14 protein-coding genes are annotated in these 13651 nt (G+C 56.8%); 2 read left to right on the top strand and 12 right to left on the bottom strand.

Features of this window, described 5'->3' with window-relative positions:
• Positions 1-53 precede the first annotated feature (53 nt).
• Entirely contained in the window at positions 54-758 is a 705-nt protein-coding gene (locus DWV20_RS04210) for an SdpI family protein (protein WP_118256443.1), read from the bottom strand.
• Entirely contained in the window at positions 751-1029 is a 279-nt protein-coding gene (locus tag DWV20_RS04205; RefSeq protein ID WP_022094448.1) for an autorepressor SdpR family transcription factor, read from the bottom strand. The genes DWV20_RS04210 and DWV20_RS04205 overlap by 8 nt, the downstream gene beginning before the upstream one ends.
• Positions 1030-1490: 461 nt before the next feature.
• Here DWV20_RS04205 and DWV20_RS04200 point away from each other — a divergent pair, with 461 nt between their 5' ends.
• Entirely contained in the window at positions 1491-2282 is a 792-nt protein-coding gene (locus tag DWV20_RS04200; RefSeq protein WP_369832451.1) for a ThiF family adenylyltransferase, read from the top strand.
• A 14-nt stretch (positions 2283-2296) separates the two neighbouring features.
• Positions 2297-3079, top strand: coding sequence for a TatD family hydrolase (locus DWV20_RS04195; RefSeq protein ID WP_118256441.1), 783 nt, complete (start codon positions 2297-2299; stop codon positions 3077-3079).
• A gap of 79 nt (positions 3080-3158) precedes the next feature.
• On the opposite strand, the gene DWV20_RS04190 is transcribed toward DWV20_RS04195, so the two are convergent.
• From DWV20_RS04190 to DWV20_RS04145, 10 genes are all read right to left on the bottom strand, one after another.
• Positions 3159-4676 carry an FGGY-family carbohydrate kinase gene (locus tag DWV20_RS04190; protein WP_118256440.1) on the bottom strand — a complete coding sequence of 506 codons (1518 nt, stop codon included), beginning with the start codon at positions 4674-4676 and terminating at the stop codon, positions 3159-3161.
• Between the two features lie 6 nt (positions 4677-4682).
• Positions 4683-5492 carry a BtpA/SgcQ family protein gene (locus DWV20_RS04185; protein ID WP_233539054.1) on the bottom strand — a complete coding sequence of 270 codons (810 nt, stop codon included), beginning with the start codon at positions 5490-5492 and terminating at the stop codon, positions 4683-4685.
• A 33-nt stretch (positions 5493-5525) separates the two neighbouring features.
• Positions 5526-5954, bottom strand: coding sequence for a secondary thiamine-phosphate synthase enzyme YjbQ (locus DWV20_RS04180; RefSeq protein ID WP_117735290.1), 429 nt, complete (start codon positions 5952-5954; stop codon positions 5526-5528).
• Between the two features lie 2 nt (positions 5955-5956).
• A complete protein-coding gene (locus DWV20_RS04175) occupies positions 5957-6817 on the bottom strand; it encodes an amidohydrolase family protein (protein ID WP_233508867.1) in 861 nt (286 codons plus the stop codon).
• Positions 6818-6844: 27 nt separating this feature from the next.
• A complete protein-coding gene (frlD, locus tag DWV20_RS04170; RefSeq protein WP_117637477.1) occupies positions 6845-7645 on the bottom strand; it encodes a fructoselysine 6-kinase in 801 nt (266 codons plus the stop codon).
• A 121-nt stretch (positions 7646-7766) separates the two neighbouring features.
• Positions 7767-8630, bottom strand: a complete 864-nt coding sequence (locus tag DWV20_RS04165; RefSeq protein ID WP_117716562.1) for a PfkB family carbohydrate kinase — start codon at positions 8628-8630, stop codon at positions 7767-7769.
• A 14-nt stretch (positions 8631-8644) separates the two neighbouring features.
• Complete coding sequence (locus DWV20_RS04160; RefSeq protein ID WP_022094440.1) at positions 8645-9613, bottom strand: SIS domain-containing protein; 969 nt, start codon at positions 9611-9613, stop codon at positions 8645-8647.
• Between the two features lie 62 nt (positions 9614-9675).
• A complete protein-coding gene (locus tag DWV20_RS04155; protein ID WP_117629752.1) occupies positions 9676-10527 on the bottom strand; it encodes a sugar phosphate isomerase/epimerase in 852 nt (283 codons plus the stop codon).
• Position 10528: 1 nt separating this feature from the next.
• Positions 10529-12112 carry an amidohydrolase gene (locus tag DWV20_RS04150; protein WP_118256438.1) on the bottom strand — a complete coding sequence of 528 codons (1584 nt, stop codon included), beginning with the start codon at positions 12110-12112 and terminating at the stop codon, positions 10529-10531.
• Positions 12113-12121: 9 nt separating this feature from the next.
• The gene (locus DWV20_RS04145; RefSeq protein WP_118256437.1) at positions 12122-13585 is read right to left on the bottom strand and encodes a YfcC family protein; all 1464 of its coding nucleotides are present in this window, start codon (positions 13583-13585) and stop codon (positions 12122-12124) included.
• Positions 13586-13651: the final 66 nt, after the last annotated feature.

Raw genomic sequence — 13651 nt, 5'->3', positions numbered from 1 at the left:
GGAAAAGTCCCCCGGAACATACTATGAACTGCGTACGCTAGTTTTCCGCAACCTTAGCGAACGGCTCGCTGCGATTTACGCCACAGCAGATACGAATAGGCGTAGGCAGCTCCGGCCGAACCAAACGCCAGAGCCGCAATCACCGCGGCGACGACTTCACTCGAAAGCACGCTGCCCGCCACGCCCATCACAATCAGGCCAACACCCAGCACCATAAAGCAGGCACCGCCAAAGCGCTGCGTACGGCGCCAGTTCTCGGGATCGGCAAGCGCCCAGGGCGTCTTGATACCGAGCGTATAGTTCTGCTTCACACGCGGCAAGTAGTTGCCTACGCCGATGAACAGCAAACCGACAGCACCGGAAATCAGCACGTTGACCGAACCGACCGCCGGCACCACGCCCCAGACCGTAAGCTCTCCCAGCCAGCTTATGGCGCACATGAACAAGGTGAAGGCAATTACGAAGCCCTGATAGAACTTACCCGAGGTTCGATATGCCTCACCTTTGGGATCGATGCGCGGCACCACGCAGAACATTGCGAGAAGCGCCAGAGGCAGCACGCCGAGCGCGGAGGCCATCCAGCTAGGGCCCCAACCGTCGACGGCGCCATTCGCGCCCCAGTGCGTGGGAATCTGCGCCGGCAGGCTCGGCATCACTATCAGATGCGCTGCGACATTGGCAACGCACAGAGCGACCAGTGCAATCCACACGCGCGACGATACCCCCGTGACGTGAATGCCCTTGTTTTCGTTATTCATCCTTATCACCTTCAGTGTTTGTAAAGCCCATAAACCAGCCAATCAAGTCCTGCATGACGGTGGTATTTAAGCTGTAAACGATGTTTTGGCCATGGCGCTCATCGGTCACCAGCCCGGCGTTTTTAAGCGTTGCCAGATGATGGCTGAGCGACGGTTTGCTTATGTCGAAATGCTCGGCGAGCTCCCCCGCCGTGCAATTGCCCTCGCGCAGCAGTTCTAAAATGCGCCGCCGCGTTGGATCCGCCAGCGCCTTAAAACCTTCTCCCGGCATAGAACCTCCTCTCGCTATCTCTCGCGACGTGCACACTATACTCGATATTTAGATGTTTGTCTAATTATCTAATAGCAATGTTATGTATAGAACATTCGTTCGTTTTTAGATACAATGGGTCCAGAAGCAGATGGGCCAGCTCCCTCTTCCCAAGAAGGAGATGGACTATGAGTATTAACGATGTCCTGACGTTGTTGTTGCTTGTAATCGCGGCTGTGGAGCTCGGCATCCACATTGGAGGTCGAATGAAATAGCCGCCCCCGCGTAATGCGAAGACGGCCACTTCTCACGCTACAAACGTGTTTGGGAGTTGGCCAACCCGCTGCAACGGGTGCCATCTGCTTCATCTTATGCGAATCACTGCCTCATTTCAACAAGCCCCTAGGGCTCAAATGGAATCGCGATAATACCTATAATGGCGATAGCTAAAACACGATTCGCTTCCCCATCGGAGGATGTCTATGACCGAAACTGCTGCACTCGTCGAGACACGCGACACCAAGCTCGAAATCATCATGGGCCGCGAGGCACTCGACAAGCTCGCCGATGCCACGGTGCTGGTACTCGGCTGCGGAGGTGTGGGCTCTAACTGCTGCGAGGCACTTGCCCGTGGCGGCATTGGTCATTTCGTCATTCTGGACAAGGACATCATCGCGCCCAGCAATATCAATCGCCAGGCCATCGCCTTTCATAGCACCGTCGGCAAGCGCAAGGTTGACGTGATGGAAGCCATGATCCACGATATCAATCCTGCCGCCACCGTCATCAAGCGTACCGAATACCTGCTGAGCGACAACATCGATGATTTCTTCGCGAGCGTTTTGGAGCAGACGGGCGGCAAGCTCGACTACGTCGTCGACGCCATCGACACCATCTCGGCCAAGCTCACCATTGCCAAATATGCTCAGGACCACGGCATTCGTTTGGTTAGTTCCATGGGCGGGGCCAACAAGCTCCATCCCGAGTGCCTCCGCTTTGCCGACATCTTCGATACGGTACGTGACCCCATGAGCCGCATTATGCGCAAAGAATGTAAGAAGCGCGGAATCAAGAGCCTACACGTACTGTTTAGCTGCGAGGAATCGGTTAAGACACAGCCCCGCGATCCTTCCAACATCCACGAGCGCACCGAGCTGGGAACCGCCAGCTTTATGCCGCCCATCATGGGTCAGATGATTGCCGGCGAGGTTATCCGCCAGATTAGCGGGCGCGGGTGCGAGCGCGTGCGCGCCGATGGCCAGCGCTTGGACTAGCAGGGTGCGCCACGATGAAGCTGCAGCTGTTTGATGTGCACTGTCATCTCGATTTAATGGCTCACCCGGACGCCGTTGCCGATGAGGCAACGGCGCTGGGCCTGGTTCTATTTGACTGCGGCGTCGATCCGCACGACTTTGCACGCGCCAAGAAGCGCGCCTGTAGCCGTTCAAATATTTTTGCCGGCATCGGCCTCCATCCCTGGTGGCTCGCCGACGGACGATGTGGTCCTGCCGAAGTCAATCTGCTTTGCGAAGTCGCTGACCAAGAGCGCTATATCGGCGAGGTAGGACTCGACTTTTCCGCGCGCTTTGCCGGAAGCGAACCGCTACAAATACAGACATTTGACCGGCTCTGCGATGCGCTCGTGCAGCATCCTCTTACCGGGCGCGTAATATCAATTCACGCCGTTCGTTCGGCGGGAACCGTACTGGACGTCCTCGAATCGCATGGACTACTCATCCCAAACTCCGACTCCCCCGTTATCATCTTCCACTGGTTTAGCGGCACTTCGGACGAACTCGTCCGCGCGCGTAATGCGGGCTGCTATTTTTCCGTCAACGAACGCATGCTCGCATCTAAACGAGGACGCGAATACACACGACAGATTCCACTCGACCGTCTACTGCTCGAGACCGATGCGCCGGCCGAGCCAAACACAGAAACAAGCGCGCAATCGCTCATCAGATCGCTCACAAGGACCTCAGAACGCATCGCCTCGCTCAAAAAATGTGACATAAAGCACATCGAATCGGCAGTTTTAGCAAATGCGCGCTCTGTTTTTGACCTTCGCTAACCCCTGTGGGCAAAAATGCCAAGGGACATGCGAATCGCACAACGCAGTCCTTATTGGAAGGCGGTACAGTTCGGCGGCATTACACCAATTCGTGCATGAGATCACGGTTGCGTGTATACAATTCGTCAAAGATATGACGACGCGACGCATATAGCTCGTGGGCAGTCATATCGGGCACGATTGTTTGCGCAACGCCAAGGACTCGGGCGAGTTCATCCCATGATGTATAGGCGCCACCTGCGAGAGCTGCCATAATAGCATCACCGAAGCATGCGCCCACCGTAACCTTGGCAACCGAGACCTCGCGCCCGCATACGTCGGCGATAGCTTGCATCCAAATTGGATTCTTGGTTCCACCTCCGACAAGCATAATGCGCCCAATTGGCAGTCCATGCTCTCGCTCGATAATGTCGACATGGGATGCAACGGTATACGCGACGCCTTCCAAGGCGGCGCGAACCATATGGGCTCGCGTATGCCTTCCGGTCAGGCCAAAGAAGACGCCACGCGCCTCGGGATCGTTGAGCGGAGTACGCTCCCCCGCAAAGTACGGCAGACACAGGAGCCCATCGGCACCCGGCGCCACATCGGCGGCATCATGCGCCATAACCGAATATGCATCGGGGCCACCGTGGCCCTCGGCCTCTACCGCGTCGCGATACAGCTCTTGGCGCAGCCACGATGTGAGTGCACCCGCTGTATTGGTCCCCGCGCAGATCCCGTAAGTTCCGGGAATGATAAACGTCCCTGGCCACAGGCGAGCATCATCGACCATATGATCAGCTAAGTAGATGAAATACGCCGTGCTCCCCAACTGAACCATCATATCGCCGGGACGGAATACACCCGTCGAAATGGCCTCGGCACCAGAGTCGCCCGTTCCCACCAAGACAGGTGTCCCTGCCACGAGCCCCGTCGCCTCAGCCGCACGCTGCGTAATCACCCCGGCAATATCGGTAGCCGACATTACCTCCGCCATCTGGTCAGGCCGGCAGAAACGAGCACATTCCCGAGCATCAACCTTCCAAGTGTAGCGATCGTATAGGGGAAGAAAATCCTCCGCCAAATAACGGTCCACCGTAAAACGCCCCGTCAACTTCGCGCACAGAAACGATGACGCCGTCAGGAACTTCGCGGCACGTTCGTGCACCTCGGGCATATTCTCCTTAAACCACAAGATCTTTGGAGCAATATCTGACGAACAGGGATCGTGCCCGAAAAGCTCGCGTGCGCGATCTGGCCCATATTCGGAAAGAAGCTCGTCAATCTGCGGCTTCGAACGTGCATCGACTCCATATAAAATCGCGGGTGCCAGCGCGTTGCACTCGGTATCGACCGGTACGCAGTCGCAACCCAATGCGGAAAGGCCCACGCATCCAATCTGCGCCGCATTAACCCCCGATCGCACCACCAGCTCGCGCGACAAGCGGCAAAAATCTCCCCACCAAACTGCCTCCGCATCATGCTGGTACCATCCATCACGCGGGTTGTCCGTCTCGTGTCCACAAGAGGCCTGGCAAACGATATTGCATCGATCATCGATTAAAACGCCTTTAGAGGCGCTTGTCCCAATATCAATACCCAGATAGAACGCCATAGGTGCCTACTCCCCTCGCGCCGTACGAGCGGCAGCCATAAAACGAACTACCCGCTCAACATCAACCGGGGCATCCAGCTTTCCGTCGCGCTTTAAGCAGGTGCCGACAAACGCGCCATCGTAGTGAGCAAATACGTCAGCCACGGTATTTTCGCGACAACCGGTGCCACATACCACAGGCACTTCGCCAACACGCTCGCGGACCTCATCGGCAAGCTCGCCCGAAGCACCACGACCGGCAGCCGAACCGCCGATGACCATCGCATCCGGTAGGCAATTAAAGAGAAGTGAATCGGCAATGTCCGCAGTCGTGCGGTCGTTGAGATAAACCTCCCCCTCGCTCGTGATGAAGTGAAAAAGCTTGAGGTCGTCCAGGCGCAGCGCCGTCTTGCGACGCATGGTGTGAGCGAAATCTCGGTTAATCAGCCCGAGATCACCGGCCCAGGCACCGCAAAAATTGCAGCGCGTGAACTGCGCATCGACGGCAGCGCACAGCTCGATTGTGGCATCACCATCGTAAATAGCTTCAGCTCCCCAAGGGGTCGACAAATCATGGGACAGAACCCCGATTACATAGCCCATCGATGCAAGGGTTGAGGGAGAAACGTGCTGCTCATAGGGCATCGAGAGCTCATTGGTAATCAAAATGCCATCGACACCGCCCCGTTGCAACGCTTCGAGATCGCGCTTGGCGGCTTCCACGACCTGCGACACGCTTCCGCCCGGGTAATACAGTGGATCGCCCGGCAGAGGACGCAGGTGCAGCATTCCGATAACCGGCTTTTCGGTCTTGAACATCGAGGTTAGAAACGACATAGCGTGCTCCTTCATAGGGTTATTGCAGGGACGTTACTCCCCCAGCACCTCGACGTACACTTTTCGCTTCTGCGGACCGTCAAACTCCGCAAGATAGATGTTCTGCGCACCTCCACACACGATGTGGCCATCTTGGACGGGAAAGAAGCAGCTGTTTCCACAAATCATGCTCTTGATATGCCCACAGGAGTTGTTGCCGGTGGCTCCATAGCTCGGCAGGAAGTGTGCATGCGCATAGGGGGCATCTAGCGGGGCGATGCGATCAAGCGTCTCCATAAGATCCGTCTCCACGCAGGGCAGCCCCTCGTTTACCACGATTCCGCAGGTCGTATGCGACAAAATAATCGCCGCCAAGCCATTGGTCACCGAGCTGCGTTCGATGGCAGCGTGCACGTCCTCGGTAATATCGATGAACTGGTCCGGAGCAGTCGATAGATAGCTCAATGTCTCGAGCGTCACCATGTTCACTCATCCCCTTCAAGAAAACGCAGGGCATTACCCCAGTAGAGCCTTTCTCGCGCATCATCGCGCATGGGCACGGTATCGAGCGCCCGCTTGAGTTTGAATGCACGGAAGCGCGGCGTATTGCTGGCGAACATCACTTGGTGCGATAGCGCGCGCTCATACCACAGCGGCCCCATATCGACCGTGAAAAGACGCTGCATCATCTCCTCGGGCGAATCGATGTAAGTGATAGAGGTGTCCGCGTAGCAGTTGGGATACTTGAGCAGCATCGCCACGGTCTCGCGCACCCAGGGCCAGCCAAAATGGGTCAAACTAAAACGCACATTTGGATGCGTTGCGATTGTGTGCTCAAATGCAAGCGGGTTACTGCGCGAGAGCTCTGCGCCCGGCTCCCAAGACATACCGGCATGGAAAACCACCGGCTTGTTATAGCGCTCGCACAGTTCGTAAAGCGGCTCGGCCACAGCATCATCGGGGGCAAAACCCTGCTTTGCAGGATGCAGGCAAAGCCCCTTTGCCCCCAACTCGGTAAAGGCGCGCTCCAATTCGTCTGCGGCACCGCTCACCTGCGGGTCTACGCTCGCAAATCCCCACAGACGATCGGGATGTGCGGCAACCAGCATGGCAATCTGGTCATTGGTGCCAAAGTGCCCTCCGCATGCCGTGGTTACATCGAGCGGCATGAGCACGCTCTTCTGCACATCGCAGACGTCCATCTCGACTTGAAGCTCATCCCAATCCATGGGGCCCATATGCCCCATACCAAATTCTCGTGACCAAAAACCGAATCCATCAGGCTCATCACCCGGCGTACAGATCTCGCCGTAGAGCATAGGATGGACCAACATGTCGATAACCATTTCGTACTCCTTTCCAAGCATTTGACCCTAGTACGGCTCAAACGAACCGATCACTCGGGACGACAGCTCAGCGCCCGCCTTCATACACGCCGGAATATCAAGGCCATCGATCACGCCCTTGGTAAACCCGGCGATATACGAGTCGCCGGCACCCACGGTATTAACGACCTTCTCCGCCGGCACGATCCCGCACTCATAGAAGCGCTCACCGTCATAGGCAATGCTTCCCTTCTCGCCAAGCGTGGCAACCGCAACGCGCGGCCCCAATTCCTGCGCGTGACGTACCCAGTCCCGCAGCTCCGGAGTGTCATCTTCAAACGACATAAATGCGTAGTCAACGTAGGGAAAATGATTCTCGCAGGCATATTCGGGATCCTGGCTGAACACCGAGAAGTCCATAACCACCGTCTTGCCCGCATCATGCCACTCGGGCAGGAGGTCCAAACAATTGCCAAACAGGTCGGTATGAATGATGTCATGCTCTAGGATAAACGCCCGGTCATCTTCATTCGGACGATATGTCTCCATTACGCCATCGATTGCCTCGAGATGCACGCGATCGACGCCGTCTTTCAATGCCATGAGCATCACCGAGGTGTCGCCATCCTCCACCCGCAGATGAGAGATATCAAACCCCTCGGCGGCCAGCGCCTCTCTCATCTTGTCTCCGTACTCGTCCTTGCCGACAACCGACACGGCGGATACCGAAACGCCCATTCGTGCAAGATGGATACCCCAGTCAATGCCATTACCAGTCGGATAGAACACGCCGATGTTTTGATAGACGTCCGCACAGCAAAAACCAGCCGCACACGCTTTAATACCCATGGTCTTCTCCAATGTTCAAAAGGGGACCCACCACATGGCGAGCCCCCTTTTCGCGTTTCGCTTATTGTTTTGCATCGGCTGTCCAAGGCCTCATAGCCAGACCGCCGTACGCTTTCTTAAGCTATTCGACGATTGGTGCTCCGTGGCCCCAAGAACCTTCCATGCCGCACACGGTCGAGGCAAACCCGGCAGCAAAGTCGAGCGCGCGCTCGATGGCCTCGGCGCCACCCTCACCACGCTTGGCGGAATCGAGATAGCACATCAAAAACGAGGTGAGGAACGAGTCGCCCGCCCCCATGGTGTCCTTCATGTCCGTTACCGGTTTAGCCAGCTGGCGGTAATAACGCTCGCCGTCGTAAGCGATGCAGCCCTCGGCGCCCGCCGTAGCCGACACAAAACGCGGACCCAGATCCTTCACCCATGCCAGACGCTCGCGAATCTCGTCCTCACTCGCGGCATCCGCCGCACTAAAGAAAGCAAAATCGACATAGGGCGCAATCTGCTCGTAGTACTCGTCGGTGGAGTCGTCCGAAAAGTCAAAAGAGACCGTGACGCCCGCAGCCTTCAACTTGGGCAGCTCGCGCTCGGTGAAGCAATAGTTGCCCGAATGAACCACATCGAACTGCTTCATGTACGAAAGGTCAAAGCGATCGAGAACATAGCGCGCATCGCCACGGATACCGCCCTCGTTGGAGCCGAGGAAGACACGGTCACCGTCAACGACGGTCACGCGAGCCGCTCCGTTCTCGCCAATCATCTGCTCGCACTTGTCAAGCTCGATACCCTCATCCTCGAGGCTTGTAATGACATGCTCGGCAGCGGCGTCATTGCCAAAAATGCCCATGTATGCAGAGCGTGCGGCACCGCATTTCTTGGCATAAACGGCGAAGTTCACCGCATTGCCGCCGGGATACATGGTGTGGATATGCTCGTAGCGATCGACGACGTTGTCGCCAAATCCGAGCGCGTTAACGTTAAATGCCATGGCCTTTGCCCCTTCTAGTACTCGACAACACCCATATAGCGACGGAAATCGGGATCGTGATCAAACACCTTGCCGCGTGCAGCACGCAGCTCGCAGTTCATGGCGTAGAACAGCACCGGGTCCAGATAGGCACGGACGCTCGCCGGCACGGCTTCCATACCGTACTCCTTGGCATCGAGCACCATCAGCGTATCGGTATGCGTCTTAAGGAACGCAAGGGCGCGCTCGTCCATGGCACGGCACTCGCTGGAGCCCATCTGCAGGAAGTAAAAAACGCCATCCTGAGTAGCCTCGAAGGGGCCGTGGAAGTACTCGGCAGAGTGGATGTAGCTGCAGTGCTGCCACTGCATCTCCATAAGAGAGCAGATAGCGAAACCGTAGGTCTGGCTAAAGTTGGGACCGCTGCCCAGAATGTAGAAGAACTCGTGCTCCTGGCAAAGCTTGGCAAAACGATCGCCTAGCTCGGCATTTACCTTCTCACGTGCCGGGGGAAGAATCTTATCCATCTCGGCGATACCGGCATACATATCGGCAAGATCGGCGTAGCCCTCCTGCTGATCGAGCAGCTCGGCCGCAAGCGACAGCGAAATGCCAGCGGGGACCTCGGCCTGCGGCACGCCCTCGCCCCACGGGTAGACCCACGTGGTCCACTTGCCGGAGTCAATCTTGGATCCAGCGTTGTCGGTCTGGGCGATCACCGTAGCGCCGGCAGCAAGGGCAATCTCACAGCCCTCGACGACCTCGGGGGTGTTGCCACTGTGGCTGCAAGCAATGACCAGGGATTTCTCACCCAAGCGGCGCGGGCGCATGATATCAAACTCGCGAGCCGTATAGATATACGAAGTGAAGGTGGTTGCCTCGCGCTGCAGAAGCTCATGAGCCGGGATCAAATCGATCATGGAGCCACCGCAAGCAATCCAGTAGACGCTGTCGAACTTGCCCTTCTCGGCAATTGCCTCTTTGATCAGATCGTGTGCGTTCATATCCAGTTCCTTTCTTGTTTGGTCCGCAATCAATGACGTTGGCTGCGTGGCCGATAGTTGGTTTAGTCAATCAGATATTTCTCGAATGCGGCCATGTTCTTGGCATCTGCCGCCGCCGGGTCATCGTAGTAACGCCCGTCCGTGATTTCCTGGCCCAGCATGCCATCGAAACCATGGGCATTAAGCGTGGCGACGAAGGCGTCCATATCGTGCTTGCCATCGCCCCACACCAGATGGCCATACGGGTCACCGTCGATAAAGTGCATCTCGTGAATTGCCCCATCACCAAAGGCGGCAAACCAGTCCTCGAGCGTCTCGCCCGCAACGCCCATCGCGGTTGTATCAACCATGGGCTGTAAGTACGGGCTCGCGACCTCGTCAATCATGCGCTTCGCATCGGAAACCGTCGTTACAAGGTTGCTCTCCTCGGGACGCAGGCTTTCCATCGTAAGCACCAGACCGTGCTCACCGGCATACTCCGCCAGAATGGACAAGTGCTCGCGGCTGCGCTTCCAGGCTTCCTCGCGGTCCTCGTCCCAGTCGCCCCAGCCCGAGTTGACGGACATACGGTCGCACCCAAGTACCTCGGCAAGCTCAATGCCGTGCTTAAAGTACGCCAGGCTGCGCTGTTCATGCAGCGGTTTGCGTGCGCAGTACTGCCAAGGATAGACAACATTCTCGGGGCACAGAGTACGATACCTAAGCCCACGGTCTGCAGCCTTTTTCGCCAGGACCTCAGCCTCAAAGTAGCCCGTGTGGTCGAGCGTCACATGCGGCTCCGCACACCACAGCTCAATGGACTCAAAGCCCAAACGCTGCTGCACATCAAGGAAGTAATCGAGCGACCACATGATGTAGTGGATATTCATGCCCGCAATCTGTTCGCGGCGCAGCGTCGGTTTGGATTCAGACATCTTATGCCTCCTTATTTCGATCGAACACGATTTGTCCGTCCGACATCGTCATATCAACCGAAAGATCGCGTGCGTCGCGATAATCGAGGTCGAACACATCCCGATCGAGCACGCAGATATCGGCAAGCTTGCCGACCTCAAGCGTACCCAGTTCGTCTTCGCGCATCAGATCGTACGCGCCCCCGGCAGTCCAAGCACGCAAGAGCTCGACAAGCGTCAGCGCGTTGGCCTCATTCACGGGCAGCCCATCGTCGAAGTATCCACCGCACGCGCTGTAGATTGACTCGCCCAGGCTCGGAATCAGCAGTGGCAAATCCGTACCACAGCACACCGTGCATCCGGAATCTTCCATGCCGTGGCGATTCCAGCTGTGCAAAAGTCGCGTCTCGCCAATTTGTCGACGCATCATCGACAGGCAATCCTCGCGCCGGTCCAGCGTCAAAATCTGCGGATAGACCTCGCAAATTCCACCTAACTTGCCAAACTCGACAAGATCGGTCGGATCAGAGTTCTCGAGATCGGTAATCGCATGGCGGCGAAGCAACCGTCCATGCTCGTCTCGAGGCAGCGAGGCATAGAGCGCCACGGTGCGACGAACGGCGCCATCGCCCTGGCAATGCAAGGAATATCGGAAGCCGTCAGCATCAATTGCGCGCAGCTCGTTCTCAATCAGATCCCACTCGGGCTCCTCGACAACCGTCTTGCCGGCAGCTCCCGCATCGGCCGTGTCCTCATAGGGGTCAATCATCTCGGCAAGCCCCGCCCATACGCCGCGATCGGTCATACGGTTGAAGCCAGAAAAACGAACGAACGGTCCCCGAAAGCGCTCTCGTGCCTCGCGAGCATACGACAGATTTGCACCGGCACCCACCGGCTGCGACATCATAGAGACGCGAACCGTCAGCTCACCAGATTCTTCACGGCGAGCCATTTCGTCGGCAAAACCGTAGTAGTCATCAAACGCCATCTCCTTGATGGCGGTAACGCCGCGCTCGTTAAGCATGCTCATGTAGTCCGAATACCCCGCACGTACCTCGGGCAGCGCGAGGAAATCGCTCATCATGCGCCAGATCTTCTCGGCATAGCACGCCTGGGGTGTGAAGCCGTATCGCGCACTGGCGGCAGCATTGAGAACGCAGGTCTCCGCACCCGGTGTAAAGCAGACGACAGGGATATCGCCAAAACAATCGTCAAACACAGCCGCCGTATTTGCGTTCTCGGCATCCGATGCCAACGTTTCGGGTAGGTTGTGGCCAAAAGCCGCCGCGCAATCCGGATGATCTTCTTTCCATGCACGCAAGAGCGACACGGCCTCTTTGGCATCAGCGATGCCGGACAGATCAGGCCCCAACGTCCGCAGCGCCCAGCCTGTATAGAAGGTATGCACATCGATCAGGCCAGGCATGACGGTGCGGTCGCCCAGGTCAACTACCTCGTCCGCCTGGGTCAAATACGAAGCTAACTCACACTTGGTGCCAACAGCCTCAATTCGATTGCCACGGACCGCTACGAAACCTTCAAACGGCAGGTCCCCCGTACCGGTAAAGACGCTCTTAGACGTCAGGACCGTCAAACGATCAGACATCACAACCACCTACGCCGGAAGCATGCCAGAAATTGCCGTTACGATCAGGCCAAAGACGACCATGAAGATGAAGAACTTCCAAATGGTCTTCCACCATTGGCCAAACGAAATCTTAGCCACGCCAAGGCCGGCAACCGTCATGCCCGCCACGGGACTGATGGTGTTGATGGTCTGGTTGGCAAACTGGAGCGCGGTAACGGCCGCCTCGGGATTGAGGCCCATGAGCTCGGTCAGGGGGCCCATAACGGGCATGGTGAGTGCCGCCAGGCCAGAACTCGAGGGAACCAGCAAAGAGAGCAGGCCAAGGACGATATACATAAACGTGGTGTAGACGGCGGCGGGCGCACCGGCGAGCGCAGTAGCGAGCGCCTGGAGGATGGTGTCGATGATCATGCCGCCCTCGGCGATGACCAGAATACCGCGAGCGATACCGATAACGATGGCGGCGTACGCAAAGTCGGCGAGACCTTTAACGAACTCCTCGGCAATCGTCTGCTGGTCAAGACCGCCCAGGATACCGGCAAGCAAGCCCATGCCAAGGAACACGGCGGAAATCTCATTCATGTACCAACCCTGGGTAACAAGACCCCAGACGATAATGCCCATACCGCAAGCAAAATCGATAAGCACGAGCTTCTGACGGGTAGTGAACTCTTCCTCGATGGAGGCATCGGTCACGGAAAACTCGATACGCTTGAGCTTATCGTCCTCGTACGTAATGGACGACTCGGGGTTTTTCTTGACGCGCATGGCGTAGCGCATGGCCCATGCGATACCGACGGCAGTGAAGATGACCCAAGAAACGGCGCGCAGCCACAGTTGCGGATTGCCCTCGATGCCAATGATGCCCTGGGCGATCAAAACATTAAACGGATCGATGGTCGAAGCGCAATATCCCAGGTTAGGACCAAGGAAGCAGATGATGAATGCCGTCATCGAGTCATAACCGATACCCATCATGATGGGAATGAAGATGGCATAGAACGGCAGGGCTTCCTCAGACATACCAAACGTGGTGCCGCAAATGGACAGCAACGTCATCGTGATGGGAATGATGAGGATGTCCTTGTTCTTGAGCTTTTTAATCACACGGCTCATGCCGGCATTCAAAGCGTTGGTCTTGGTGATGATTGCGAACGATCCGCCAATCAATAAGACGAACGCAACGACGTCGGCAGCCTCCTGGATGCCCTTAGTGGGCGCTTGCAGGACCGCGAAGATATCCTGACCCAGATTGATGGTCTCGCCGGTCTCGGAATCGGTGTAGTTCTTATCGACCTGTTCATAGGTTCCAGCAACGGCGACTTCACGCTCGCCCGCCGCTGTCGAAATCATCTTGCGCTGATACTGACCAGAGGGAACGATCCAAGTCAAGACCGCAAAGACAACGATCAGCAAGAACATGATCGTATAGACATGCGGTAATTTGAACTTAAAACGTCTGTTTGTCTTCTTCGCCTTCGTATCTGACATAGATACCTCCAAAGAACTCGAGACTGCATCGCATCTCGCTTCAACGTTTGCACAAGGCAAACGTTC

Source organism: Collinsella sp. AF02-46-1, assembly GCF_003465825.1.
Classification (GTDB): Bacteria; Actinomycetota; Coriobacteriia; order Coriobacteriales; family Coriobacteriaceae; genus Collinsella.
This window is presented reverse-complemented; position numbering and strand designations above follow the sequence as displayed.

Bases quoted from the DNA above. Each gene is read 5' to 3' on its own strand.
- DWV20_RS04185 (WP_233539054.1), bottom strand. From the start codon at position 5,492: ATGTCGTTTCTAACCTCGATGTTCAAGACCGAAAAGCCGGTTATCGGA.
- DWV20_RS04160 (WP_022094440.1), bottom strand. From the start codon at position 9,613: ATGAACGCACACGATCTGATCAAAGAGGCAATTGCCGAGAAGGGCAAG.
- DWV20_RS04145 (WP_118256437.1), bottom strand. From the start codon at position 13,585: ATGTCAGATACGAAGGCGAAGAAGACAAACAGACGTTTTAAGTTCAAA.
- DWV20_RS04200 (WP_369832451.1), top strand. From the start codon at position 1,491: ATGACCGAAACTGCTGCACTCGTCGAGACACGCGACACCAAGCTCGAA.
- DWV20_RS04195 (WP_118256441.1), top strand. From the start codon at position 2,297: ATGAAGCTGCAGCTGTTTGATGTGCACTGTCATCTCGATTTAATGGCT.
- DWV20_RS04205 (WP_022094448.1), bottom strand. From the start codon at position 1,029: ATGCCGGGAGAAGGTTTTAAGGCGCTGGCGGATCCAACGCGGCGGCGC.
- DWV20_RS04165 (WP_117716562.1), bottom strand. From the start codon at position 8,630: ATGGCATTTAACGTTAACGCGCTCGGATTTGGCGACAACGTCGTCGAT.
- DWV20_RS04150 (WP_118256438.1), bottom strand. From the start codon at position 12,112: ATGTCTGATCGTTTGACGGTCCTGACGTCTAAGAGCGTCTTTACCGGT.
- DWV20_RS04155 (WP_117629752.1), bottom strand. From the start codon at position 10,527: ATGTCTGAATCCAAACCGACGCTGCGCCGCGAACAGATTGCGGGCATG.
- DWV20_RS04180 (WP_117735290.1), bottom strand. From the start codon at position 5,954: ATGGTGACGCTCGAGACATTGAGCTATCTATCGACTGCTCCGGACCAG.
- DWV20_RS04175 (WP_233508867.1), bottom strand. From the start codon at position 6,817: ATGGTTATCGACATGTTGGTCCATCCTATGCTCTACGGCGAGATCTGT.
- DWV20_RS04210 (WP_118256443.1), bottom strand. From the start codon at position 758: ATGAATAACGAAAACAAGGGCATTCACGTCACGGGGGTATCGTCGCGC.
- frlD (WP_117637477.1), bottom strand. From the start codon at position 7,645: ATGGGTATTAAAGCGTGTGCGGCTGGTTTTTGCTGTGCGGACGTCTAT.
- DWV20_RS04190 (WP_118256440.1), bottom strand. From the start codon at position 4,676: ATGGCGTTCTATCTGGGTATTGATATTGGGACAAGCGCCTCTAAAGGC.